Origin of the sequence: Nitrosomonas supralitoralis (assembly GCF_003011925.2) — a bacterium.
In the GTDB taxonomy this organism is placed as follows: Bacteria; Pseudomonadota; Gammaproteobacteria; order Burkholderiales; family Nitrosomonadaceae; genus Nitrosomonas; species Nitrosomonas supralitoralis.
Genome location: NZ_PXXU01000032.1, coordinates 1 through 26,868, shown reverse-complemented (window position 1 = coordinate 26,868; position 26,868 = coordinate 1). Strand labels below are relative to the sequence as shown.

Annotated in this window: 22 protein-coding genes; 6 read left to right on the top strand and 16 right to left on the bottom strand. The window is 44.0% G+C overall.

What is annotated here, in order from left to right:
- Positions 1–3 precede the first annotated feature (3 nt).
- Genes C7H79_RS10880 through C7H79_RS10860 form a run of 5 tightly spaced genes read right to left on the bottom strand, consistent with a single transcriptional unit; the run spans position 4 to position 10,561 of the window.
- Complete coding sequence (locus C7H79_RS10880) at positions 4–3,732, bottom strand: LVIVD repeat-containing protein (RefSeq protein ID WP_106707294.1); 3,729 nt, start codon at positions 3,730–3,732, stop codon at positions 4–6.
- A gap of 2 nt (positions 3,733–3,734) precedes the next feature.
- The gene (locus C7H79_RS10875; RefSeq protein ID WP_106707293.1) at positions 3,735–5,492 is read right to left on the bottom strand and encodes a hypothetical protein; all 1,758 of its coding nucleotides are present in this window, start codon (positions 5,490–5,492) and stop codon (positions 3,735–3,737) included.
- A 13-nt stretch (positions 5,493–5,505) separates the two neighbouring features.
- Positions 5,506–7,269, bottom strand: a complete 1,764-nt coding sequence (locus tag C7H79_RS10870) for a cytochrome c3 family protein (protein WP_106707292.1) — start codon at positions 7,267–7,269, stop codon at positions 5,506–5,508.
- A 4-nt stretch (positions 7,270–7,273) separates the two neighbouring features.
- Positions 7,274–8,170 (bottom strand): hypothetical protein, encoded by an 897-nt coding sequence (locus tag C7H79_RS10865; RefSeq protein ID WP_147383588.1) that lies wholly within the window; start codon positions 8,168–8,170, stop codon positions 7,274–7,276.
- A gap of 15 nt (positions 8,171–8,185) precedes the next feature.
- Positions 8,186–10,561: an NAD(P)-binding domain-containing protein gene (locus C7H79_RS10860; RefSeq protein ID WP_106707290.1), complete on the bottom strand. Its 2,376-nt coding sequence runs from the start codon at positions 10,559–10,561 to the stop codon at positions 8,186–8,188.
- Positions 10,562–11,640: 1,079 nt separating this feature from the next.
- Between C7H79_RS10860 and C7H79_RS19240 the strand changes: the two genes are divergently transcribed.
- The 5 genes from C7H79_RS19240 (at position 11,641) to C7H79_RS10840 (ending at position 15,261) form a co-directional block, all read left to right on the top strand.
- Complete coding sequence (locus C7H79_RS19240; RefSeq protein WP_258577635.1) at positions 11,641–11,769, top strand: hypothetical protein; 129 nt, start codon at positions 11,641–11,643, stop codon at positions 11,767–11,769.
- Between the two features lie 614 nt (positions 11,770–12,383).
- Positions 12,384–12,734 carry a hypothetical protein gene (locus C7H79_RS10855; protein WP_106707289.1) on the top strand — a complete coding sequence of 117 codons (351 nt, stop codon included), beginning with the start codon at positions 12,384–12,386 and terminating at the stop codon, positions 12,732–12,734.
- Positions 12,731–13,726 (top strand): CapA family protein, encoded by a 996-nt coding sequence (locus C7H79_RS10850; protein WP_106707288.1) that lies wholly within the window; start codon positions 12,731–12,733, stop codon positions 13,724–13,726. Before C7H79_RS10855 ends, C7H79_RS10850 begins: the two co-directional genes overlap by 4 nt.
- Before the next feature lie 249 nt (positions 13,727–13,975).
- Positions 13,976–14,515 (top strand): hypothetical protein, encoded by a 540-nt coding sequence (locus tag C7H79_RS10845; protein WP_106707287.1) that lies wholly within the window; start codon positions 13,976–13,978, stop codon positions 14,513–14,515.
- 32 nt (positions 14,516–14,547) lie between these two features.
- Positions 14,548–15,261, top strand: coding sequence for a DUF2490 domain-containing protein (locus C7H79_RS10840; RefSeq protein WP_106707286.1), 714 nt, complete (start codon positions 14,548–14,550; stop codon positions 15,259–15,261).
- A gap of 174 nt (positions 15,262–15,435) precedes the next feature.
- Here the strand turns inward: C7H79_RS10840 and C7H79_RS10835 are convergent, their stop codons facing one another.
- The 3 genes from C7H79_RS10835 to C7H79_RS19465 form a co-directional block, all read right to left on the bottom strand.
- The gene (locus C7H79_RS10835) at positions 15,436–16,470 is read right to left on the bottom strand and encodes a retropepsin-like aspartic protease family protein (protein ID WP_106707285.1); all 1,035 of its coding nucleotides are present in this window, start codon (positions 16,468–16,470) and stop codon (positions 15,436–15,438) included.
- A 494-nt stretch (positions 16,471–16,964) separates the two neighbouring features.
- Entirely contained in the window at positions 16,965–17,441 is a 477-nt protein-coding gene (locus tag C7H79_RS18905) for a transposase family protein (RefSeq protein WP_106707283.1), read from the bottom strand.
- Positions 17,341–17,607, bottom strand: a complete 267-nt coding sequence (locus C7H79_RS19465; RefSeq protein WP_374058008.1) for a Druantia anti-phage system protein DruA — start codon at positions 17,605–17,607, stop codon at positions 17,341–17,343. Before C7H79_RS19465 ends, C7H79_RS18905 begins: the two co-directional genes overlap by 101 nt.
- A gap of 181 nt (positions 17,608–17,788) precedes the next feature.
- Here C7H79_RS19465 and C7H79_RS10815 point away from each other — a divergent pair, with 181 nt between their 5' ends.
- A complete protein-coding gene (locus C7H79_RS10815; RefSeq protein ID WP_106707281.1) occupies positions 17,789–18,070 on the top strand; it encodes a DUF768 domain-containing protein in 282 nt (93 codons plus the stop codon).
- Positions 18,071–18,205: 135 nt separating this feature from the next.
- On the opposite strand, the gene C7H79_RS18445 is transcribed toward C7H79_RS10815, so the two are convergent.
- The 8 genes from C7H79_RS18445 to C7H79_RS10780 form a co-directional block, all read right to left on the bottom strand.
- On the bottom strand, positions 18,206–18,343 hold the full coding sequence (locus tag C7H79_RS18445) for a TfoX/Sxy family DNA transformation protein (protein ID WP_197714623.1): 138 nt from the start codon (positions 18,341–18,343) through the stop codon (positions 18,206–18,208).
- Positions 18,344–18,454: 111 nt separating this feature from the next.
- A complete protein-coding gene (locus C7H79_RS19460) occupies positions 18,455–18,646 on the bottom strand; it encodes a VOC family protein (RefSeq protein WP_374058007.1) in 192 nt (63 codons plus the stop codon).
- 316 nt (positions 18,647–18,962) lie between these two features.
- The gene (locus C7H79_RS10805; RefSeq protein WP_106707280.1) at positions 18,963–22,172 is read right to left on the bottom strand and encodes a type I restriction endonuclease subunit R; all 3,210 of its coding nucleotides are present in this window, start codon (positions 22,170–22,172) and stop codon (positions 18,963–18,965) included.
- Complete coding sequence (locus C7H79_RS10800) at positions 22,165–22,539, bottom strand: type II toxin-antitoxin system VapC family toxin (RefSeq protein ID WP_106707279.1); 375 nt, start codon at positions 22,537–22,539, stop codon at positions 22,165–22,167. The genes C7H79_RS10805 and C7H79_RS10800 overlap by 8 nt, the downstream gene beginning before the upstream one ends.
- Positions 22,536–22,742, bottom strand: a complete 207-nt coding sequence (locus C7H79_RS10795) for a type II toxin-antitoxin system VapB family antitoxin (protein WP_106707278.1) — start codon at positions 22,740–22,742, stop codon at positions 22,536–22,538. Before C7H79_RS10795 ends, C7H79_RS10800 begins: the two co-directional genes overlap by 4 nt.
- Positions 22,743–22,818: 76 nt before the next feature.
- Positions 22,819–23,820 carry a virulence RhuM family protein/type II toxin-antitoxin system death-on-curing family toxin gene (locus tag C7H79_RS10790; RefSeq protein ID WP_106707277.1) on the bottom strand — a complete coding sequence of 334 codons (1,002 nt, stop codon included), beginning with the start codon at positions 23,818–23,820 and terminating at the stop codon, positions 22,819–22,821.
- On the bottom strand, positions 23,817–25,013 hold the full coding sequence (locus tag C7H79_RS10785; protein WP_106707276.1) for a restriction endonuclease subunit S: 1,197 nt from the start codon (positions 25,011–25,013) through the stop codon (positions 23,817–23,819). Before C7H79_RS10785 ends, C7H79_RS10790 begins: the two co-directional genes overlap by 4 nt.
- On the bottom strand, positions 25,010–26,557 hold the full coding sequence (locus C7H79_RS10780; protein WP_106707275.1) for a type I restriction-modification system subunit M: 1,548 nt from the start codon (positions 26,555–26,557) through the stop codon (positions 25,010–25,012). The genes C7H79_RS10785 and C7H79_RS10780 overlap by 4 nt, the downstream gene beginning before the upstream one ends.
- Positions 26,558–26,868 lie beyond the last annotated feature (311 nt).

Genomic DNA, 26,868 nt, shown 5'->3' with positions numbered 1-26,868 from the left:
AAATTACTCCTGTTTTACAAACCAGGGCTGCTGATTTTTGTCTAAATAAAGGCGTTGCATTTCTTCAAGGTTGAGCGGGCGAGAACCGAGCCGACCAAATACCGAGATCTGATGCCCTGTTTCATCAACTCCGCGATCACGATCAAGACCCTTGGATAATGACAACGCTGGCGACTTAGTCTCAAAGTGGGCAATCAGTTCCGGTTTTGGTTCAGGACTAAACCCATAAAACTTGGGCTGACTCTCTGGTGAGGTAAGCTGAAGAATTTTGAGCCCACCCGCGCCGTCGGCGACATATGCAAAAAGGCTGGCATTGGTGGTCGCGACGATCACATCGCGAACATCGCGTAATTGTCCATCTGCATTGTATGACTGGTAGAGTTTAATTTGCTCCGCTTTTTCTATGTCGACAATTACCAGTCCCTCTTGGCCTCCTGCAATATAAGCATAGGTTCGAGCAAGATAGATTCGCCCCGCTTGTTTTAAGGGTATCTGATTGTCTGTCAGCAAATACGGATGGGCTTTATCGGTAATTTCGATAACTTTTAAACCTTCACTGTCTGTGACAAAGAGATAGCGAAATTGAAGCGCAGATGCTCGACCATCATTGAGTGCGACGATACTTTCAAGCCTCGGTTTTAGAGGGTCATCCAAATTGAGAATTACCAAACCTGCATCAGCAATGATATAAACATAATGACCACCAATGGTGATATGCCGTGCACCGTTTAATACACCATTTTTATTCCAGGTTAGTGCTCGTTTGAGAAAGTTGTTGCGTAACTCACCGTCTGAGAGGGTGTTGACATCCGTTAGAATCAACCCTTCTTGACTGTCGGTGATCAGGGCATAGTTGTATATGGGATGAAATGGTTGTTCCTGGTTTTCCTCACGCATCAATTCGCCCTGATTACGATCAGGGTGAATCGGTTGATTGGTGGGCAGTGCAACACATGTGGCATTTTCAGAGTCGATTCGAGTATTGTGACCAAGTGGACTAAAAGGACCAGTAACAATCGGCTGACTGACGCCTTTGTTGCCTATGCTGGCAATATCGAATACCTGCATTCCGTTGCTACCCTGGGCTGAAAAAAGATACTCTCCGCGAACCTGTACACACGTACTGCGATTTCCTTCATGACGATAGCCCGTCTGCAATTTGTGTTGATTATTCTGGTGACGTTTATACCAATCGGGATAGGCGTATTTATGCAGGTAACTGCCAATGACTGCTTGAGGTTCATCCCATTCGGTAACCTGGGCTGCGACAATGCCATTTTCAGTTCCTATCCAAGCATGATGACCAACAAAATTGATAAAATTGGTACCTTGTAACAGGAGTTGCGCCATTATGGCATTGTTATCGTTTTTTGTGGAAAGATGGCAATCCTCACAGGTCTTGGTTTCGGTTTTACGCGTGGTGTGCGGAAAATGCGGATTGAATGCCTGAGAACTAAATCCACTGGATGAGATAGGTGGTTGCTGGGTGTATATTTTTTCTCGATTAGCGTTGGTGGATGACACCACCAGAGCGGAACTGGAACGCACCGGCGCAATGCGTGCACCCTTGACTTTGCCATGGCGACCGAGCATAAACATTTCATCGCGCGCAACCTGTGGATTGTAGGTGGCGAATACCCGAGCTACCGCGCCTTCGTAGTGATGTCCTTCAGTTTTCCAGTTTGCCTCAGACGGCAGGTGACAGCCACCGCAACTCGTCGTCCAGGAAGTGTGGCAGGTATAGCACTCCACGTTGTCCTGGTTATGAGCAAGCTGATCTTTCGGGACGTCACTTCCCCATTGTTGGGTTTGGGTATTGCGGCTCATTAACTTAGCCCGTGCCGATTTTTCATTGTAGTGCTCTGATGTCTTATCAACACTATCCTTGACCAAGGACACGGTCCATTCCATTTCAGGATTGAGGAGTGAGCGCTGAATCAGTTTGTTGTTGCGCCACTCGAAACGCTTGCGTCCATCTGGATTACGCAGCAGCGATAAATCATTGCCGGTTGGTGGTGCAGCGGGGCCAGATGTTCGTAGCGTCGGATAATCGGTAATGGTGCCGTGACAGTCTACGCAATCAATTTCGATGGCTGATGCCACTTCACCATAAATGTGACCATTGCCGTGGTTGTCCTGGGCAAAATGACAATCCACGCAGTGCATTCCTTTTTCCATGTGAATAGAAGTCATATGGACAGCGTTGTTAAATTTATCCGGATCGTTATCGCCGACAATATGCCCATCTTTATCCAGTAAGTTTCCTTTGCGATCACGTTTAAAAACGGCGCGAAAATTCCACCCGTGACCGTGGTAATCGGCAAATTGTGTATCCTTAAGCTTGGGATTCATCTCGCTAACTTGATTTAAAAAATCAAGATCGCCCCACTTTCCTCTGGGTGCCGCACCTTCTGGATTGCGATCGTTGATGGCCCGAATTTCCTCTGAACTTGGATATTTCTGAGCCTTGGGCCACATAAATGGTGCGTCCGATTCATAATCCCACATGGTATAACCCATAAAGGTGTTCATAAACATATTGGGTTGATGCATGTGGCATACTATACATTGGCTGGTTGGAATGGCTCGAGTGAACTGGTGGGTCAGGGGATGCCCCGATATTTCTTTATTAATAGTCGGATCTATGGTTTGGCTCTTACCAAGATGACCGAATTTTGCGTAGGGTCCAGAATGTAAAGGATTACGATCATTGGCGTAAACTACGTGACAAGATGCGCACCCGGAATTGCGATAATCTCCAGGCTGATCGTTAGTGCCCATAAACCAGGTAAATGGATCATTCAAGCGGGTTTTATGAATGTTCAATATTGGTACGGCGATACGTCCTCCAGTGCCGGGACCGCGGTTAGATTGACGGATATCTGGATTGCCAGGTTCGATCAATTGTTGGAAGTTTCCGCCAAGACTAGGCAGGCCAATCTCAGGGAAAAGATTGTTAGCGGTACGCCCGCCGCGCTCAAATACCCGGAAGATATCCCCAGGCTTCACCGTTTCCCAGGTCGGGAGCGGCATCAGTTTTGGAAGCACACCATGTTTAAGTTTTGCTCCCTCAGGATCAGAAAGTAGTGGGCCTTCGATAATGGCAGCTTGCCCATCAAAGGTATAAGCCTCGCCAACTATATAATTCTTAAATGGTAAAATGCCGTTATTATATGACGCGCCGCCCCAGAGCATAACTCCGGTTGACATCATGCTACGTTTGGTTGCTTCAACGATAGCCAGATGACAAGCGCCGCAGGATTCTTCTGATACTCGATAGTCTGAGGGATTTACAAATCGTATATAATTTGGGTCTTCGCGGTTGAGCAATGTATAGCTGCGCTCGGGATTTGCGCTGCTGGGAAAATTCCATTTCTCAGGAAACCGGGGCAGCACATGCGCACGGTTACGTTGTGCAGCATATTCAGGATTATCCAGTGGCAGATTTTCCGATAAAAATACACTGGCATCACCTCCATGACAATCAATACACCCCAGTTTTACTGCTGGATTGTTGTGCATTGTCTTGCTATCCATTTGCTTATGACAGCTTAAACAACCCTCGCTTTTTTCAATTACTTGCTTTGGAGTCTGAGTATTTGGCGCAGCAGGAAAACGCGGATATTTTTCATCTATACCGTCAATTTTGGCTACTGCCAAAGACGCAGTGCCAATTAAAAGCAGACAGGTAAATACGAGAGTTAAGAGTCGGTAAAATTTCTGTACAGTCATATCTAGTAGCTCAAAATAATGTTGGAAAAAATTGAAAAGGGTATTTGCCCATCACCATATATATCTTGATATCCCTTGCCTGGGATCAGTGCTGCTGCCGATAAGCTTAAAATCAAATTTTGTGTCACAAATGGCCGATAGATTGCAGTGAGTGAAATATCCTGACCAATGTTTCTGGCGATATTTTGTTTTCCAAGCACTGCTTCAATCACTGCTGTTTTATCAAACCAAGTTTGGTTTGCTTCTAGTGAAATCCTAAGTTCAGGTAGTACATTGATATCCACGCCGAGTCCTATCATATTGATGCCCGGATTAGTAAAGTTTGATTGTCCTGGATCAGCTTGCGAACGCATTGAGTTAAAAAAAGTATTATTTCGTTTTAGGTTGATTGTATTTCCTAGCAATGGGAGTCCCTGGCGATTGAAAAAACCAAAATTCGTTCCTGCGAAAATTGGATTTTCAGAGATTCCATCAAAACCTTGTGCAGTATGATCGAACGGATCATCATCGCCCGAGGCGTACAAAGCAGATAATCGTGGTTTAAACCAGTCAAAATCTATCGATATTTCTCCAGCCCCAAAAAGCGCTCTTACGTCAGTATTCCTATCGACGAATATGCCTTTTGATTCTTTTCCGACTGCGTAATAAATTGAGGTGGTTAAATTGATGCGTCCGAAACGGCCGTCGCCGTTGTAACCGAAATAGACGACATCGTAATCATGTTGAGCGTTTTCCTTAAAAGTGGCGAGTTGGCCACCAAATGAATCATCCGCGATAATACCTGTTCCTTTTTCACGACTTCGGTTATAGGCCACGATGAATTGGGACATAAATCCCAATTTAAATAAGTCCTGCCAATACAAATTAGCGAGATAAACATCGTTTTCAGGTAGATCCCTAGTAAGATCATTTTGGTTTTGGCTATTTTTTCTAAAGCGACGCAACCAAGCGAAATTGTATTGAAAGATATTATTGGCACGGGTCCCGAACAGACGCACACCGAGTTGCTGATCGAGCAGCAGAAAACCACGAAAATCACTGGTAAATGGTTGAATCCCAACGCGGATACTGTCGAAATCATAGTTAGCTGAAGCATCACGCAAATACTTCTCGGCATAAAGCGATTGCACCGCAAATGAGCTTTCTTCGTGGATGATGCTACCGTTGTTGATCTGGTTATAGTTGATAACAGGGGTGAATCGGAATTTATACTCTGGGGGACGAAATACGGTGTCGCCCTTGTAAATCACAGTGTCGAAACTGAAATTCTGGTTAAACAGAAATTGGTTTTCTGGGCGAAAAGAAGACTTATTATCCATTAAATCATTATTGATTACCCGGGTAGTCGGAATATCGCGGACTTCAAGTCTAGAGCTTGATACTGCATTAAGGCTGATAAACCAATCATCACCGAAGACAGGTCTGTCGCCCTTCAATGGATTGCTTCCATTATAGGGATCCAACCAATTCACAGGGTATCCTAACGATTCGACGATCCGCCAACGATCAGGAACAGGGGTAAGGTCAATGAAATCCTCGGCGCGCGGTGTTGATAATCGATTGGGACGGCAAGTCGGGTCTTGGTACTGCATGCGTGGAATGGTGCCAGGTCGGCGTCTCGGTTCAGAAAATTCAGGCTTGGGGCAGATTGATTCAAGCAGATTTTCGGGTTGCTTCGAATCAGCGCCCGTATTGAAAATGATCCCTAGACTGCAAAAGAAAAAAAATCGGATCAATAGATTGTTTTGTAATGGGAACATTAACACATCAAAATCATTTCTTGTTCATTGGCTTGGATGAATTCTTGTTGGCGAATAAGTTTTCTGTAACCGTCTGTTGAGTCTTGTCAAGTAATCCCCGGTTCGGTAAATGAAATTTATGGCACATTAGGCAATCAGACGGAAGCTTGTATTTATCTTTATTTCCACCGTGACATTCACGGCAGGTTTCGATTTCTGGTATCAATATATCGCTGCTTTTCTTGGATTTTTTAGCATTTTTATGACAGCTTATACAAGCTACACCTGTGTGTTTGGCATGATTAAAATTGGCCAAAGGCATCCATCTCTTGTTGAGGGCGACTGGTTTTACATACCATTTTTCAAATTCTGTTTTTCCTGGGATTTTAGAAATGTGGTGACAATCAATACAAACTCTTTTTTCGATCAGGTCTTGAGCAACTATTAAGGATTGCTTTTCTGCCCAATCCATTGCTTGCTTTCGATCTTCAATGCTCAAAGCCTTGTTCTTAAGGTTCGGACGTCTAAGTTGATCTTGTGTGATCTGAGAACTTGTCACAGCATCTTGCCCCAGGTACTGATGACTGAAATATTCTTTTAAGGTATCGAAGAGAGTATTAAGATCACCATGGGGAACCTGTTTGCCCAAATTATCCTTATCCAGGTCGAGCCTGTGGCACTCAGCGCAGTGTTTTTCCATATTGATAGGCAGCATCTGACGACCACTGGTATTGGGACGGTGGCAATCCTTACACACCAATAATTTATCCCCATCGGGAGATCGAATTCCTTCAGGGTTTAAATGTTCTTTATGAGAAAACCACAAATTTGATTCTTCTTGAATTGTCGCCAATGAATTACGTTCGATACGAACGGCTTCCCAGCGAGTTTGTGTTTCTTCAAAAAAGGGTTTGAGCAACGTTAAGCTGAATTCTGGATGATCACTGTCAAAGTCAGAGACATCGGCTAATTCTGTATCATTTTTCAATTTCTCCAGATTCTGATGGCAATCAACGCAGAAACGTTGATCTGGCTGCACCAAAATACTCGGTTCATTGTGCTCGCGGTGACAATCAGCACATCGATTCTCGTGAAAATGATCTATATCGTGTGAAGCGACATCAACGTGATGTTGAATATCACGATGACATTCAATACATTGTTGATTTTGAACCATTTTAAATGGTGTTGTGTGACAAGCATTACAATCTTTCCCAATTATTTGATGTGACCGATGCAGTGGTCCGGTCAGCCACAGGCTATCATCAGGCAGCAATATGCTTTCTCGCAGCAGTTGTTTTACAGAAGGCGAGAATAGACCGGATATAGGGATTATAAAAAATAGCAACATGATGCTGACAGCAAGCATCCAAGACCAGAAAGATTTGCTTAAACGGGTTTGCCCCAAGACCGTGTAATGCAGTGATTCCAAGCTGTATCTATTAGCGCCGACAGGATGATCGATAGATACCACAACAGGGTGATCAGTCCGGGGTTGCTCTATGCTGATTATTATAGATCCTATGTGGATAGAATCACCGGGGGTAAGCTGCTTCGATCTGTGCGATTCTCCATTGATTTCAATATCGCCGGATGTCAAGGACTTGGCATAGAGTTGTCCATCATGACTCAAACTAATTGTCGCGTGACAAAGTTCTACCAGGGGTTCGTCAATCTGTACATGTTGATCTGAAGCGCGACCAATGGTTAATTGTTGAGTTCTAATCTTAAATTGCTGATACGTCTTGTTGCCGGTATCTTTATCGGTGCGAACTGTGTGATAAATTAGAAAATGCATGCGGCTACCAATAGATAAAAACGGACGTGATATGTATTATCAAGGCACTTAGCAATGCGAAGGACAGGGGAATGTGCAAATATAACCAGAACTTAAGCAGGCTTTGGAGTTGAATTTTTTTTTGTAGCTTTCTCAATAAAGCAGCTCTTTTTCCAGTGGTTTCCAATAACTCCTGGAGACAATTAATTTCATCGACATTACTGCTATTAGCCAGTTTAGCTGCAAGAATTTCTATGAGCATTTGTTGTCCTTTGTTATCGACAACCCTGGCCGTGACAGCTGATCCCATCTCATTTGGAATTAGCATCTTGCTACCGTCATAAGCACTCAGCTGCGCCCAAAAACCACCCCCAATTGTACTGCGTCGAATCGCGTCCAATACCAGATAATGGGTAGGAGCATCAAGAGCAGTGACGAGACTTAAAGCACGTGTATCCAGATCTTTCAGGTTTTGAAATATTATTTCACTACTCAAGCCATCGCTTTGACGAACAATCAGCTCTGGGTACTTGAGATAAGTGTAGATCCCCCAGCAACCACTGGCGATGACTAGGCACATTAGTGCATACGTCAACGTATGAATATTCCAGCCGAATTGAAAGCCGGAGTGTAGTGTGGCTAACAGCAGTAATACGAAACCAAGATAGACATGAGCTGATAACCAACCCGTGACGCTGCCAAGAGAAGAGTGATAAGAACGCTTGCGTACACCGAGGCACATTAAAAAAACGATTATTAAAGCGGACAGTGTGCCGAGCGTATATCCCAACCAAGTACCGCCATTGGGTGGTTGACGCGGTGAATCCAATACGTAGGCAGTGATAGCCACAAGCGACAATAACATTGCATAGACGGCATATCGATATTTTTTATAACTGATAAATGATTGATGCATTGGCATTTGCAATTATCCCAATCAAGATAGTGAAGTAACTCTTTTGTTGACTAAGGACACAACTTGATCGGCATGAATGCGAATGGCTGCACCGGTAGGGCAAGCATTGACGCAGGAAGGGCCGCTTTTCAAATCCTTGCACATATCGCACTTTACAGCTGTTTTATAAGTTACCTGCGGTCGTTTCCCGAGTAAACGGGCGAATAGACTGACGTTTTGTTTTATCTCATCCATCTTTATGGCATCATAGGGACAGTTTTCCACACAATTTCCGCACCCGATACAGGTGTCATTATCAATGAACACTTCGCCACTTCCCAGTCTGTGGATTGCGTCGGGTGGGCAATCCTTCATACAGTGGGGATGTTCGCAATGACGGCAGGAAGTCGGAATATGCAATGAATCAAAGGATGGTCCTGCTTTGCGGTCCAGACGGGAAATACCGTGATGCGTTGCGGCACAAGCTGTTTCACAATTGTCGCAGCCTATGCACAATGACTCATCGATAATCAATATGTTAGTTGCCTCTCCAATTCCATGATCCATTAGGAAGGAAAGCGTTTCTCCTCGTTTGGGCTCAGCTTGCATACTGGGATATTGCGCCAACTGATATTGCGTCTCTTGTTGAACTTTTGCGCGAAGTCTCGGATTGTTCAGCAAGAGTTCATTAAAACTGGCGTAATCAATACTTAGTGCTTCCGTTGTGACCGTGGCTTGTGCAGCCACCATCCGATTACTATTTTTTGATAGTCCAATCAGACCAATAAAACTGCCAACGGCACAATAGGCTACAATGACTTCGCCTGCTCCGGTTTTCTTCGACAATGTGATCGAACCTCTCCGTACCAAGTACAAATGACCGCTTGGATCACCTTCGCGGAAAACTATTTCATTGGCAGTAAAGTGATGAATTTTTGTTTGTTTGGCAACGTTTCGAATAACATCTTCGGGGGTATGGGGCATCAGGCGTGTCAGAGAACGAATAATTGAAGTTTTGTTAATTCTATCGTTGACCGATTTTTCCATGCGAATCAGTTTTTTCATCGCGCGCGGCGGTGTGACAAGAAGGATGCAATTCTCTCCTGAAATCACGGTAGTTTGGCGAGGTCGACCTGATATCAAGCTCGATTCGCCAAAGAAAAGCCCCTGTTTTAATGTAAAAACATCATCGGAATCGGTATGTACCCGCACTTCTCCACACAAGATATTGTAAAAATTTGAAGAATAACAACCCTGGGCAAAAATTTCGTCTCCTGGTTCGGGTGCGATAATGTCGCTCGACATTATCAACTCGCGTAGATTTAAAGGATTTATGTCTCGAAATAGCTGCAGATTTTGCGTCATCTGAGTCAGAGCGTTCTCAACATCCTCGCCACAAGCTAAGATTTCGAGTTTTTCCTGCAAGATTGAATGATCAGATGGCTTGATCGGATTGCCCAGGATATGTTCGATCGCTTCGTAGCCTTGGTTCATGGCTTGCTTTATCAATGGATAACCAGCCAATGCTCCGATGAGATATATTCCTGGTACATTCGATTCATAATGGAGCGATATTTCTGGAATCGCATCAGGTTGTTCTGAAACATAGCGAATACCGGCAGATTCAACAAATTTTCTTGGAGGAACTGTACCGAGCCTGGTAATGACGCGATGACATTCAAGTGAAATGACGTTATCCGGGGTTTTCAGAACAATCTGACCTGGAAATTCTTGCTCAGCTGTATTTTGCTTCACCTCAATAATCGCTGATTCATAAAAACATTCAATCTGCTTGGTATCAATCGCCTTAAGAATACGATTCATATTTGCTTCTTTGGCGCGTGAAAAATCATTTCGGCGATTAATCAAGATAACGCGATTGTGGTGTGAAAGTGAAATTGCATTTTCAATCGCTGAATCGCCCGCGCCAACAATAACTATCGTTTCCTGTTGATAAGCATCAGCTGATTCCAATGTGTTTTGAACAAACGAATAGTCTTCGCCCGGAACATTAAGTTTTCGTGCGTTTCCCTGAACACCCAGTGCAAGAATGATATTTTTTGCGCTGATAAAATCGCCAGATTTTAGAGAGATGCGAAAGTTATTTTTATCGCCATCAATCGAAATTACTTCCGCTTGATAAAGAATATTGATATCGGTATTGTTGATGCTATGTTCCCAGTTCTTTAGTATAGATTCCCGATCTCCGGCTTCGAATTCAATATCACTGCGCAATGGTAGCTGGTTAGGTTCGGCCATAACATGCTTGCCTTTTTGATACTGTTGAATCGTATTGGCATGCTTGCCAGATGATTCAAGCAGGACGTGAGACATACTTTGCTGTGAGGCTCGTGCTGCAGCACTGATCCCTCCAGGGCCGGCGCCAATGATGGCGACATCAAAAAATTGTTCACTCATACTTTTCTTCCTTAAATCGTTCAGTAGCAGCGGCTAAATAAGCACATTTTTATCACTGAGGTAAAATGCTGAATCTCGTTGTAAATATTTGCGCGATCAATTGACTGCACTAGCGTGATCATCGTTGCTGCGAGTCTTGATTGTTCTTCCCCCCCATCTTGCGAATCAAACGCTCGCTCCGACCCATATCGCTGCTACAGAATGATATTGTTTGGACTGGGAATGATTATCGATGTAAAAACAACTGAGTCAGTGTCTTTAATAATTGCAACAAAGCGGGGTACCCGTACCATTGTCGATAGTAGCCAAAGATAGTGCAGCCGCCTTAACCGCGCCTGAAAATAACAATCAGTACATCATGGGCACTGCGAGCTGTTTTTATAAAATTTATTTTGTGTTTGTATATATCCATTCTAATCCCCAAAATTTAAATTGATTTGTTATAGAAAGTGGGTTTTTCCACTCTATTTATTAGAGAGCTGCTGGAAAATTAGAAAAACTGAGGGAAGTAAGAATTCCAGCAGCGCGAATCAATAAATCGATAAATTAGCGGCTTTTTTCATCAAGGAAGCCTTCTACTTTCAATTTGCCTGATTTGGCAGGTTCATCCTGTTTCAGTTTGGTTTGATAGATAAAACAAGAGGAAATAAGAACAAATATTTTTAGTTTTACTAGGATAATTAATTTGCTCGGTCTGTTAAAAGTCAGAATCCTAGAAAAGCTATTAGCTGAAAGTAAGTCAATATTTATGCTACAAAAAATCTATATTTAAGGGCAAATTATTGTAAATTATGGTTTGTAAGAAAAATAAACCATTTTTTTAGAGAGAACCTAAATCCAGAAAATGTTTGTGTAAATACTATTCAGAGCTTCTCTAAAAATGCTGATTAATATAAATGAGAATTATTTCTCATAGACACACAAGCAATATACGTGGGAATTATTCCCATGTCAATAAATTTAACATAAGCTATAGGCTCTGCTACGGAAATTAAAAAAGCTATATGGAGTACCGGGAATATTCCTGCCGCAATTTTTCTTCTCCAGTAAAGCATTGTGGAGAAAGGCTTTCAACAGTTATGACAACGAATATCACGTATGTTTGGATACTGGAAGGCTGGTTCTATTTTGGGGTTGTCATTGATTTGTTTTCCGAGCAAGTCGTGGGTTGGGCTATTGCAGATCACATGCGAACAGCATTGTGTTAGCGCGCTACAAATGGCCTTTTGGCGCAGAAAACCGGGACCTGACTTGTGCCATCACTCGGGTAGGGCAGCCAATATGACAGCCATGAGTGTCGTGAACATCTGTCTATCATGAAAATAGAACAGAGTATGAACCGAAAATGAGACTGTTGGGATAACTCCCCGACAGAACGGTTCTTCCGTAGCCTTAAACATGACAATCCAATTACGAAAATTCAGATCCAAAGAAGAAGCGAAGCTGAGTATCATTGACTATTTGGCTTTTTACAATGGAAAACGTACACAGTCAAAATTAGTCTAATAATCGCCGTTCGAATTTGAGCGTACATTTTATTGAAAGACCGCATAGAAAAGTGTCCGGTTTTAGTTGACCATTATACTCATGACTGACTGGGCAAACTATTGCAGTGGTTTTGCGTCAGTTACCTACTCATAATTACCACAAATTAGACCGGGATAACTTGCTCATGCATTATCTACCTTTTTGCTCTATTCTGAATACTCAACTCAAAAAATCCTATCCAATGCATAAAAAAACGACAAGTCCAGTTTTCAGTCTAAAAAACTGTTTCACAAACTTTATACTTCTCTTATTTACCTTGACTTCCGGCGCTGTTTTGAGTGCAGCAACGCCTTTACTACGCTGCGCGGTTAGTTATGCTGATACAACGCATCAAATAGAAACCCGATTGATCGATGATCCCTATCGCGCAGCTTTATACGATATTGGTGGTCGCTTTAGTTTTAAGGCTGTTATGCTCGGCACTACAAACAAAATCGATACCATTAAAATTTACGCCTACCTGCAAGGTCTCGAAAAAGACTTTCCAATCCATCAGGCAACTTATATGCCGCCCTTTAGCCGTTCAAGTGAGCCTTTCCAATTGACGCCGATTAATCATCTGTATGCCGGGGAATATGAGAGAGAAATGCAATATCAGTGCACTTTGGCTTGGGTGAAAGCATGAGGCTATTTTTAATCATATTTGTGATTACTTTAAGCCTCATACTCTGCCCACCAATTTATGCACAAACCAAAGCAGATACCGTTAGCGTGCTATTTGTGGGTGACATTGTTTTGGATGGACTGCCAGGCTCAGCCATCGAGCAAGGTCAAGATCCCTTTTCTGCATTTGCTTCCATTTTCGCGAAGGCAGATATTCGCATCGGCAACTTAGAATGCGTTGTTGCGACAACTGGCAATCCCGTCGAAAAAAACTTTACCTTCCGGGCTCATCCGCGTACCTTACCAATTTTGAAAAAGTATTTCGATGCGCTATCTATCGCCAACAATCATTCGGGGGACTATGGTGCAGTGGCTTTTTCAGAAATGCTGACACGCATAGATGCGCACAAAATTGGACGTTTTGGTGGCGGTCATAATTTAGTAGAAGCTCATGTGCCTTTCATTATTGAAAAGAATGGCATACGCATTGCATTACTTGGCTACAATGAATTCATGCCCCGCAGTTTTGAAGCCAATCTCAACACCGCAGGGATCGCCTGGAGTGAAGATGAACACGTGGTGCGCGATATCAAAGCCGCTCGCCAAATTTACAAGGCAGACATTGTCATCCCCTTTATGCACTGGGGTTGGGAAAATGAAATGAAAGCAGGCAAGCGCCAACGTGATTTAGCCCGCATCATGATTGATGCGGGGGCTGATGCAGTGATCGGAGGTCATCCACATGTCATTCAAGATACTGAACATTATCGTGGCAAACCGATCATCTATAGTTTGGGAAATTTCATAATGGATGCTGTTGATAACGAGGCGCAGACTTTGGGTTGGGTATTACGCCTGCACATCCATAAGTCGGGCGTACAAACTTGGGATACGCAACTTGCCAAGATTAATAAGGATACTGGAATTCCTGTTCCGATGCCAAATGAAAGCACACCTTGCTGGGATAAAAAAACGGGCGTAACTTCTACATGCAAAAACGCTGAGCTTCGATGATTTGAATATAGATTGATATATGATTATTCAGCTTAGGCTTTGCTTGCGGCGAGGTGAATTAGATCGATGCCATGAAATCTTTGTAAAATATCTGAACGTTATGTAGAAATTGTTTTTTATCATTATTGCTGTATAAATGATAATTCATAGATTGAAATGAATTATCTTAATGATAAATAGATTTATAGAATTTGCGCATTCTTTCCTTTATTTTGTTAGGGTAATCGCAAAAATAAGAAATGAAACATCATGATCCAGATTGCAATTATAGTTTCTTTTTTGTCACTTTTTCTCCTCAATGCCTGCGCAGCAACCACACCATCAATCTATCATAATACCGAAGTTGAGCACTTCATCCGTGTAGGAGACTTGCCACCTAAAGTTTTGAGGGCCCTGCCTAAAGAATACAACAGGAAAGAATTTACCTATAAGCGTAAATTAAAAAATGGCACCACTAGTTATGATGTAGATTATGAAAAAGGAGGGGAAAAATTTTCCATCGCTTATGACGAACAGGGGATAGTATTAGAAGAAGAAAAGAAAGTGGAATTTTCGGAAATACCATATGACCTAAGAATAAAGGCTGAAAAAATCTTATCTGAGCATTACCCTGGTTATAAAATTATACTGGTTGAAGAAGTTTATACTCCCGATGAAATGCTGTTGGAAATTTTCTTCTCACATCCCAAAGCCAAAACTGGTTTTGTTGAAGCAATTTTTGAGTATCAATCAGGTGCTTTTAGGGAATTCGTTAATATAAAAATGAAATCTATTGAAACTCTTAACTGAGTCGGCTAAATTTTGTGAACTCTGCGGATAGCATGAAAGTAGTGCTAGTGATTATATTCATAATATTTAGCCATTCAGTAATCGCGCAATCGCAACAGTTCTACGGATTGCGACCTCAAATCAACATTACCAAGGAAATTTATAACAGATGGGATTTAAATGTTTTTACTTCTACTCATCCCATCTTAATCGACAATACTTACGGAAAGACGAGATTCCCAACTGATATACAATATTATTTTCAAACTAGTCCTATTTATAAATACAGTCCAAATCTCAATTTTGTTTTTCTAGGATACATCTATCAGAGAACCAATCCTTTTTCCGAGGACTTCGTAAATGAGAACAGGCTGTTTCAGCAGGTCATTTTCGGCAAAGCTACAAGCTTTGGGTTACTTACCCACCGGGCACGCTTCGAAGAAAGATTTATTCACAATACAGCTCTCGATACAAACTCTCTCAGTACAAGACTCCGGTATCAGATAGCGCTCCTCATTCCATTGAGAGGAAAAGAATTGGACGATGGGGAATTTTATGTTAATACGTATAATGAATTCTATTTCAGTTTAACAGGGGACAGAAATGCTCTTTATAGTGAAAACTGGAGCTATGCAGGAATAGGCTATCAAACTGCACAGTATGGAAGGATTGAAGTCGGGCCATTAATCCAAAGATCAATTATTAATCAGCATGGTGACGTGCGTTATATTGATCTATTACAGTTTAATTGGTCTTATAATTTTTGATGCGCTATTGAATCCTTTGAAAAACTGGAATTGATAAGAAAGACCTCGGCATAACCGCGTAAATTTGTTGCGGTGATGGTGGGATTACCGTTATACGCGTTTGTGTTAAAAGTGGGATCGCTGCGGCTAATTTAACAGGAATTGATGAATTGTAAAAAAACGGGTGACAAGGAATCAACGTGAAGAGATTCGCATTACCTGATTAATCTGCTCAATATGAAAATTCCGCAATACATTCATGCCTAACAAAGCATTTCCAGGCATGTTTGGCATAACCATGACCTCAACATTGGACAACTTGAACTTGCCAAAGGTAACTTCAGGTACGATAGCTTTACAAGCATTGACGTTACCATTGGCGGTTGTCGTCTGTTGAGGAATGCACTTTTGTATGCCCGCTTGTGATGCGATCTCTGTTGATACCGATATGATTGTAGCGCCGGTATCAATCATGAACACAACGGGCACTCCGTTGACAGTGCCCGAACTAAAATAATGACCGTCGCGTGTTTGGAGTAAATCAAGTTTCCCAATGCCAATAACTTCAGATGGCTGTTTTAAATTCTGGGGGGTTACTGGTTGTAATGTACTATAGCCAAGAGCAAGCTTAACTGGGCGAATACCAGCGCCACTGAATTGCATATAAGTCGTTGAGCCAACCATAACTGAAATTCCTCCAGCGACTGTCACAATAGCGCCATCAGAGAATCCCCTTTCTAGATTGCACCAGTTAGATCCCAATAAAACTTGCATTCCATATTGACCAATCGGCACGGTGATCTGATTGGAATTACCTGATGTGATTGATAAGGCTAGGAGTCGTTTTGCACTCGCTGGATCAAATAATATTGCCACCATTGGATGATCGTGCTTATTTTCTATCTCCAATCCGGCATAAAGTACATCGGTTCGATTCATTGATGGATCAAACAAATAAGCTGATCCATGCAATGGTAACGCTTCACAATTGCGTGGCACGAGCACTCTGGAATCCACATTTATTTCAGCGTGAGATCTGGATTGTTGCAGCGACTTATAGCGATCGAAAATTATTAGAAAAACTAACCCCAAAAGAACCCAGATCAGGATAGTTCTAACAAAGAATTTCCATGACAAATCGGGCAAGTTTTTGGTAGCTGGCTTACGGTTCCCTCTGTCATTGTCGCTATTACGTTTCTCGTAATAGTAGTCTCGATCCTGTATACCCATTATTAGAAGGATTTAAAGACTTGATAACCAGAGTATTTTTTGGACGAAAGGAACATTCATTAATCTTCATATAAACTGTTACTCACAGCGGTTATTTACGCTGCAACTTGAATTTATTTTGGAGTGCCGTGCCTTGCGATTCCAATACATTATTTTTTTCCGGTGCTCGTCGAAGAAGTCTTGGATTTTTTTGATTTGTTCAGCGTAATCATATTCCGTTGCCAGAACGACTCTGAATTCATCCGGAAATTCGAGGCGTTTCCAGATTCATTGGAAGAAATATAAGGATATTCCTCAGTATAAAATTTAGGAGGAGTATCAATGCTAGGATCAAAATTTCCAGAACTATGAACAAGCCCATACCACTCAAACCTATCTGAAGAATCGTATGACCCTTTTGGGGTAGGAAGACTGGGTAATTCACCTGATCATTTGTATTCTGCAAAGTCTTGTTGATACTCCGGATTTCTGCGCTTGTAGTGATCAGCAATAATTTAGGCAGGCTCAACTCTGATCAACGTATCGCGAATAATGTATTCACTGGGTGCACGATAACGTTCCTGTTTGTAGTAACACTGGAAGCGGGCGCGAGCATCCTGACCGAGTGATTGCGCCCATTCGGCGATACCTTTATAACCCACCCGGCCACAGAAAATAGCGCCCGTGGCAATGGCCAATATCGTTTCTAATCGATGGCGCCTATCCTGTGTGCGACGCGGATCATGGATGGATTTAAAAAAAGTGGGTATTGCGTTCATTTGATTCGCTGTTAGCATGAGCTTTGGTATTCCACATTGATAGACTGGGTTTAAATACGATTGAGACAGTAAGCGCTGTGTACTGCGTTGCAGCGCATAAACAAAAACCAATTTAGGCGAGGCGTTGGGTAGGTAACCTTGGGCGCTGGCGCGGACGAAACCCTTTGGTGCTACCCCATATGATCCAGTTGGCCGCTCTGTAAATAGTGCCATGAAAGTGTTGTGGATCGACGAAGGTTTCAAGTAACAGCAGCGGGTGATGGAAGTGTCGCATCCAATCGGTTTGGAGCCTTCTCTGGCACAGCGATAAAATACGAGTTGCCGCATTTGGAGTGTGCCATTGCGGTAGAATCAGAAGCCGGCTGTTATTGGTGATCAATTTTAAACGATCAAATTGATGGTGATAGCGCCAGCCAATCCATAAAATAATACTGCACCATAGTATTGAATACTTCAATACTATGAAGTATTCTTGTATTTACTTGGACCGAAATATCGGTTGGATTATAGTGGCCCGGGAAACCGGCCCAGACTACAATGCAGGAGATAGGTGGGCAATCATGAGCATGCGATTCAATAAGTGGGCATCGAACTGGATCGAGGAAAACATCCCTCCCGGAGCCAATACTGACATCGAGACCTACGAGGCGCGGGCAAAGCGGCTGATGAATGAAATGTACGCCGAGGCGACCGCGGTCAATTTCAGTGATTTCGAGATCAAAGAAGAGTGGTCGCGCATTGCGCCCCTAGTTCTGGCTGCGGTTTCGGATACCACCGAATTCGACGTCGATGCCTATGCGCTAAAAACACTACTGGCGAATGAGCATGAAGACGGCGACTGAGTCCCGCCATACGACTCATTCATATACTATAGTCTTTACCATCACATTCTCTCATTTGTACACTTCCAAACTCATTTCACGCCAGACATAACGTCAAAGATCACCGGCGCCGAAGGCGTCCGGTGCATCGCCTTGTTAGCCGATTTGTGCCTTGAACTGCTGTTTTCTGTGCTCACCGATTTCATCCCAATGTTCGTCAGTCAAAGCCCCTTCAAATGAATACAGGTAGTAACAAACCGGCAATGTCTCATTCGGATACCTCTCCTTGATCATGCGATGTGCGCCAACAGTACCAACTCGCCTTAAATCTTATTCGGAAAATATCCCGACTTCATTCAACCGACCGGAATTTTCTTTTCGCTATTGCTGAAGTCTATGAGGCTCCTATTCCGAGACATAATCTCTCTGATATTCTTCGGTCGGTTCAAAAGACTGAACAATGTCCAAATATACCCCGTTCGGGTCTTGGATGCAGAAGTGGCGTTGACCCCAATCATCGGACCGCAACTCAAGTACGATGTTGAGTGATTTAGATTTTGCTCCTGCGAAAGCGGTATCTGCGTCTTCCACTTTCAAGGTGAAAATAACGCGTTCACCAATGTATGGTGTTTGTAAGGAATACCGACGAAATATACAGACTTATATCAGAAACCCGCGTCAAAGCAGGGCTCTCGGACAAGAAGCCTAGGGTTTTAGACGGCTTGAACTTGAGTTCACCAGATGCCATCAATAAGTCAGGTAACAAACCCAGAGCGGACGTTGCCATATTCATACCTCAACTTTCGAGTTGGGTCGTAACCAAAACAACCAGTTCAACGAGCATCCGGCAACATTCACAGTTAATAATTCCATACTTTTTGTGATCCGGCTTTGGATCCGTTTTTCCTACTCATCAAGCAGCCAATTCATTAGCAATCTTCGCCGCCTGCTTCAACACCATTTCAGTCGCCAGTAATTGCATATCCGGCGGGTAGCCAAACTGTCGCAGGGTGCGTTTTACGATCACCTTTAGCTTAGCCTTTACACTTTCCTTGATGGTCCAGTCGATCGAAGCATTCTGACGCACCCGTTGGGTCAGAACGATCGCCAGTTCACGCAATTTATCATTCTGCATCAGCTCACGCGCACTGTCGTTGCTGGCAACGGCGGTATAAAATGCATACTCAAAAGTGGATAAATCCAGTTGTTCAGCTGCTTTATCGGAGGCTACGATTTCCTTGCTGATCTTGATCAGTTCATCGATCACTTCGGCTGCGGTCAGAATTTTGTTGTGATATTTCTTGATCGCGTTTTCTAGCATTTCCATCAATGATCGGCTTTGCATCAGATTAACCTTGGCACGTACTTTAAGTTCATCATTGAGCAGTTTTTTCAATACTTCCAACGCAACATTCTTGTGCTGATAATCTTTGAGTTCTGCCAGGAAATCTTCGGAAAGAATCGAAATGTCCGGTTTCTTGATACCGGCTGCATCGAAGATATCAATCACTTGTTCCGATACCAAAGCCCGGTCGATCACTTGCCGGATGGTGGTTTCAATGTCTTCATCGGTTTTGCCGCTGCCCGTGCTGTCGAATTTGGATAGGCGCGCTTTGACAGCCTGGAAGAAAGCCACTTCATCTTTGACATCCAGTGCCTGTTCATGCGGAATGGCAATGGCGAAGGCTTGAGAGAGTGCGGTCACTTCATTGATATAACGCTTCTTGCCATCGTCCAATCCGAGAATATGATCCTCGGCCGCCAGGATTAAAGCTAATTTTTTCGAGGTATCGGCTGCAAAATAATCTTCATACGCAAAGCCATGGTACATCGCCGACACCACTTCGAGTTTCTCTTGCATGAGTTGCACAGCTTGTTCCTGCATCAAGGTGGGATCGCCTTTGCCGCCTGCATCGGAATAAAATGACAACGCTTCTTTTAGATCCGAGGCGATGCCGAGATAATCCACCACCAATCCGCCCGGCTTGTCGCCATAAACACGGTTCACCCGTGCGATGGCCTGCATCAGGTTGTGGCCTTTCATCGGCTTGTCGATATACAGCGTGTGCATACTGGGTGCATCAAATCCGGTCAGCCACATGTCACGTACAATTACCAGCTTCAATTCATCACTGTTATCTTTCATGCGCTCGGCCAATAATTTGCGTTGCTGCTTGGTCGAGTGATGTTTCGCCATGACCGGACCATCGGAAGAGGCCGACGTCATTACCACCTTGATCACGCCTTTGCTTAAATCGTCGGAATGCCAATCAGGGCGCAGCTTGACGATCTCGGTATAAAGATCAGCCGCAATGCGGCGCGACATGCACACAATCATGCCCTTACCGGCAAAGACTTCCTGGCGCGCTTCAAAGTGACTGACCAAATCTTGCGCAATGTTCTGGATACGACGCTCACTGCCAATCAGCGCTTCCATTTGCGTCCATTTGGCTTTAGCTTTTTGGGTATCGGTCAGTTCATCCTGATCCAGTTCATCATCCAGTTCCTTGATTAACTTTCTGCCTTCCTCGCTTAAAGCGACTTTTGCCAATCGGCTCTCGTAATAGATGCGTACTGTGGCACCGTCTTCCACGGCCTGAGCAATATCGTAGATATCCACATAATGGCCAAACACGGCGGGGGTGTTAACATCCGTCTTTTCAATCGGCGTACCGGTAAAGCCTAAATACGTGGCATTGGGCAAAGCATCGCGCAAATACTTGGCAAATCCGTACACCACTTTCTTGCCGATTACTTCACCGTCGGCACTTTTGTCATCCACCGTTTTGGCAGAGAACCCATATTGGGTACGATGCGCTTCATCGGCAATTACTACAATATTGCGCCGATCGGAAAGCTCTTCATACACGTTGCCTTCTTCCGGTTGGAATTTCTGGATCGTGGTGAAAATCACGCCACCGGATGCCACGCGCAACAATTCTTTGAGTTGCTGGCGGTTTTCCACTTGCCTGGGTTCTTGTCGCAGTAATTGCTTGCAGGCGGCAAAAGTATCGAACAGTTGATCATCCAGATCGTTACGGTCGGTAATCACGACAATCGTGGGATTATTCAGTGCCAGCACGATCTTGCCGGTATAAAACACCATCGACAGTGATTTGCCGCTGCCTTGCGTGTGCCATACCACACCGGCTTTTTTATCTCCCTTGGGTTGCTGAGCCACATCGGGTAAACCATAGCTGGCTGGGCTTTGCATAATTCTGGAATGAAGGCCAGTGTCCGCTGCACGCAAGGTTGAAGCCACTGCTGCATTCACAGCGTAATACTGATGATAGGCGGCAATCTTTTTGACGGTACTGATGCTGATGACACCGGTTTGCGGATCTTCTCTCTTGGATTTTTCAAAAACCACAAAATACCGCACCAGATCGAGCAAGGTTTTCTTGCTCAGCATGCCCTTAATCAAGGTTTCCAGTTGGCTGACCAAATGAGAAGCTTCGATCTTGCCATCGGCGGTTTTCCAAGTCATGAAGCGGCTGAAGCCTGCTGATAGTGAACCGGCTTTGGCTTCCAGTCCATCAGAGATCACCAGCAATGCATTGTAAGTAAACAAACTGGGGATGCTGCGTTTGTAGGTTTCCAGTTGCCGGAATGCGGATTTAATCGTGGTGTTTTCATCGGCGGCATTTTTAAGCTCAATCACGACCAGCGGAATACCATTGACAAACAGCACCAGATCGGGGCGTTTGTTCTGGTTGTTTTCAATTACCGTGAACTGACTGGCCACGATAAATTCGTTATGACCGGGGTTTTCAAAATCAATCAGCCATACGATATCGCCGCGCTCATTACCTTCGTGCTGGTAACTGACCTTGACGCCTTCGGTCAGCAGGCGATGGAAAGTTTCATTGTTGGTCAGTAATTCAGGTGAATGAAGGCGTTCAACTTCTTTCAAGCCAGCCTGTAAACTCGAGTCAGTCATGCCGGGGTTGATGCGCTGAAGCGCTTTTTCTAATCGACCGGTGAGCAGTACTTCGTCATAGCGGGTACGCTCAGGATGATCGCCATCCGGTGAAATATCGGGCGCGTGGATATGGCTGTAACCCAGTCTCTCAAAGTGTTGAATCGCTAACGCTTCGATGGCGGATTCAGTGAGTTTAGTCATTTCGAACCGATACCGCCAAATTAAGACGTAATGCTGCTGCCAGAAGCCGTTCATCCTGTGTCCACAGTCGGGTGTTGCCGGATAACTGCGTTGAAGCTAACAGATGCGCGTCGATCAGTCCGAGACCCAAGCCATACAAGGCACGTTGCTCAATGAAAAAATTCACTTCATCGGTAAATACAATGGGTGCCTGGGGCAGGTTATCCAGTGCGGCCAGAATTTCTTTACGTTGGCGCAAATTGCCCAGCGCCAGTTCGCCACGCACAAAGGGATGACCTAATACGCTGTTGTCAGTCAGCAAGCGGACTAAATGCGGATCGTTGTTACGCAGGTGATTAATCCAGACCGAGGTGTCGACCAGAATCATTCAGGTATTGATTTGCCGGTTTGTCGGCGTGGGATTGCGTTCAGCTGCGGTTCGGTGCCGCCCAGATTCGCCAGCCTTTTGGCGCTTTCCCGCTCGATCAGGGCTTTCAAGGCTTCTCTGATCAGGGCTGATTTTTCCTGCACATGGGTTAAGGCTTGTGCTTTTTGCAGTAATTCGTCATCCAATACGATGGTGGTTCTCATGGTTTGTCTCCGAATGGATCATCGAATGATGCCCCTTCTTGTGCGTGGAAGCAAGCCAGAGGTAAAAATCGTATGTTCACGGATTATTGCCATTAATCAAATTGATAATGACTTTCACTATAGTCTCTTTTTCCTCGGGTTTGCTCTCGGCGATCAGCAAGGTAAAAGCAACCAACGCATTGTCAGCGATGCGTTTTTCTCCATGGGTGTTGAGCAGATAATCGTGGCGTGCCAGAAACCAAACAAACAGCGCGGCGGCAATGCGTTTGTTGCCATCGGAAAAAGAGTGATTCTTGACGATGAAATACAGAAGATTAGCCGCTTTTTCTTCAATACTGGGATAAAGCTCCTTGCCATCAAACGTTTGATAAATGGTTTCCAATGAACTTTTGAAGGAATCATCTTTTTCATTACCGAACAACTCGCCCAATTTTTCTTGTTTGCGCCAAAGCTGGATTTGCTGGATCGCTTCATCATAGGAAATTTTAAGCTGTCCAGCTTGCTGGATTCCCGTCACCTGTAAACGCTGATGATCGTAATCGTCCAGTATCGTCAGCGCGTGACTGTATTTTTCCAGTATCGACAAGATGCCTTGTGATTCGGCAGCGGTTAAGTCTTTCTGTTGGATCAAGCGTGAAGACAAAGCAATCGCCTGTCTTAAATCAGCGAGTTTCTGTTGTTGCGCTTGCAGTTTTTGTTCATTCAGCACATAACCTTGCACCAGATATTGCTTGAGCACATGACTGGCCCAGATGCGAAACTGGGTGCCTTTTTTGGAATTGACGCGATAGCCGACGGAAATAATGGCATCTAGATTATAAACCTTGATGGTTCTCCTAACCTGCCGCCCGCCTTCTTGCCGAACTACCGAGGAATCCTCGGTAGTTGCCGGTTCACCCAATTCGCCGGAGTGGTAAATATTTTTCAGGTGCAGCCCAATGGTATCGCTATCTTTGTCAAACAAAACCGCCATCTGCGCCTGCGATAACCAAACTGTTTCATCGCGCAATCGGACTTCAACCTGCGACTGGTCGTCATCCGATTGGTAAATCACAATATTGTCTACGGGTCTGGTCATAGGGCTACCCGCACTTCGCCGCTCATCAGTTTGGGGAGTAGGGTGTCGCGGAGGGTTTCGAGGGTGCGGATTTGATCTGTGTTTGAATTTAATTTTTGGAGCGTGGATTTGCACCATTCAATAGAATTATTTAGGATTGAATCAGAAGGGATATTTATTTTTAAATCTCTTATCTGATCAAAAGTTATTTGAGGGAAAGTGCCTGATCGAGATTCAGCCAATACTTGCAACCAACTCACAGTTTGAGAATTGGTTAAGTAGAAATAAACAAAAGCTTGGCTCAAGATCCGTTTTGATCGCAACACCATTAATTTTGTAGATACAACATAGTCTTCTGCATCAAAATATATGTACGCCCATCTTTCATTTGCTGGTCTTATCTCGCTGAATAAAATGTCATCCCGCTGTATTGATTTTTTTGCTTGGCCAGGTAACGAGCTAATATTGACTTGAACGTTAACTAAAACATCGCCTTTATAAATATCAGAAGTATTAAGAAAAATAATCTTATCAGTTTGGAATTTATGTGTTATCGAAACACTTTCAATTAACTCTCCTAGAATTAATTGATGTTTTGACTGAATCTCCGCTTCTTCAATAAACCACTGCCTAAACAGCGTTTCAGCCATGGCTTCGAGGGTTTTGTTCTGGCGGTGCAGCAGGTCGATTTTGTCGTCAAGGCTGCTGAGGATGGAGGCGATGGCTTTTTGTTCCTCAATAGGAGGCAACTTCAACGAAATTGATTTCAACGATGTCAACGGGTTACTTATCGACGGCACGCCAACCTGTGATTCATGCTGCAATAATTCATGTTGTCCAATATTGGATTTAAAGAAATAAAGAAGAAAATTACTATCTAGAAAATTCGGATTAACGGTAACTTTCATACCTGATTGAGATATTACATATCTATCAAACTTTCCATATGGAATGAGACCTACTTGACCAAGAGTTCCTCGATGCGTAATTACAATATCACCAGGAAAACAATTGCTAGACTTTAGTTGGTTTGCTTTTTCGTCGGTCAGATATACGAATTCACCATCAACATACCTGTAGTAATTCAAATTTGTTCCGCGTATCACAGGAACACCCTGATTAGTGAAATTCTCAGCTTTAATGTTTGAACCAAATGGACCCATTGCAAACTTTATCGCAACATCAGAAAGCTTGTATTCATTCCACTCACTCACAACTTCACCCTAGCCAAACTCTCAACAATAGCCTGATTCAATGCTGCTTCTTCCTGCAACTGCGCCTCAAACTTTGCCTTCAACGCTGCAAAACGCTCGGGGAAATTAAAGTCGTCTGCTTCATCCGGCAGACCGACATAACGCCCCGGCGTCAGTACATAATCCAGCTCAGCCACGCGCTCCACTGGCACTGAGGCACAGAATCCTTTGATATCTTCATAGCTACCTTCATCTGTCCGCCAGGCATGATAGGTGCTGGCAATTTGCTGGATATCTTCGTGTGTCAGTTCAAGGGTGCGGCGATTGATCAGATGGCCGAGGTTGCGTGCATCAATAAACAGGATCTGATTCTTACGCGGATGATTGCCGCCATTTTGCGTTGAGCGCGTACGGTTCATGAACCAGAGTCCTGCAGGAATTTGCGTGTTCAGAAACAACTTACCCGGCAAGTTAACGATGCAATCGATCAGGTTGCCTTCTGCAATGAGTTTCTTGCGGATATCTCCTTCACCGGAAGTTTTTGATGTGAGCGCGCCTTTGGCTAATACCACTCCGGCAATGCCGGTGGGTGACAGGTGGTACACAAAATGCTGCAACCAGGCAAAGTTAGCGTTGCCGGCGGGTGGCGTGCCATATTGCCAGCGTGCATCACCGCGCAGTTGTTCACCGCTCCAGTCACTGACATTGAACGGCGGATTGGCGATGATGAAATCCGCTTTCAGGTCTTTGTGAGCATCGTTCAGGAATGAGCCTTCGTTGTTCCATTTCACTTGCGAACTGTCGATGCCGCGGATGGCTAGATTCATTTTCGCCAGACGCCAGGTGGTTTGATTGCTTTCCTGTCCATAGATGGAAATATCATTGATGCGGCCTTGATGTTCCTCGACAAACTTTTCTGATTGCACGAACATGCCGCCAGAACCACAGCAGGGATCAAATACCCGTCCTTTGTACGGTTCCAGCATATTCACCAGCAATTCGACAATGCTGCGCGGGGTATAGAACTGGCCGCCTTGCTTGCCTTCAGCCAGCGCAAATTCACCGAGGAAGTATTCGAATACATGACCGAGCACATCCGCACTACGTGCTTTGGCATCACCGAGAGCGATATTGCCGATCAGGTCAATCAGTTCACCTAATGACGTGGGATCAAGGTTTTGCCGTGCGTAAACTTTAGGCAGTACACCTTTGAGCGATGGATTTTCCTTTTCAATCGCATCCATGGCGGCATCCACATAGGTGCCGATATCGGGTTGCTTGGCTTGTGCTACCAGATGTGACCAGCGCGATTCGGTGGGAACAAAGAATACATTCTCTGCGTTGTATTCATCTTTATCTTCCGGGTCGGCTCCAGCAAGATCGCCTTCACCGCTTTTGAGCCGGTCATGCAATTCCTCGAACGCATCGGAGATGTATTTCAGGAACATAAGTCCCAGCACCACATGCTTGTATTCCGCCGCGTCGATATTTTTGCGTAACTTATCGGCAGCTTTCCACAGTTGTTTCTCCAATGGCTCTTCTTTGACTGCTTTTGTTTTAGCCATGCCTAATCATTCTTTCTTTTTAGTATTGAGATAAATATTATATTATTTGTACCGGATTGCAAACATACAACAAGATATCGATAGCAGATCATTTAATAAAGATCAAAATATAACGACCTGGCGATCTTCATTCATTAAAAGATCTTTATTAAATGGGTACATATATATTCCTATTAGCAAACTGGTGCTGACTTGTCAGATATAATCCATTCATGTGTGGCGGCATTCAATATCAGGATCATAAAATTTACTTTCCCCAGCCCGATGCGAGACTACCCGTAAAGCTGAGGCACGGTGATGTAACCTGGGTC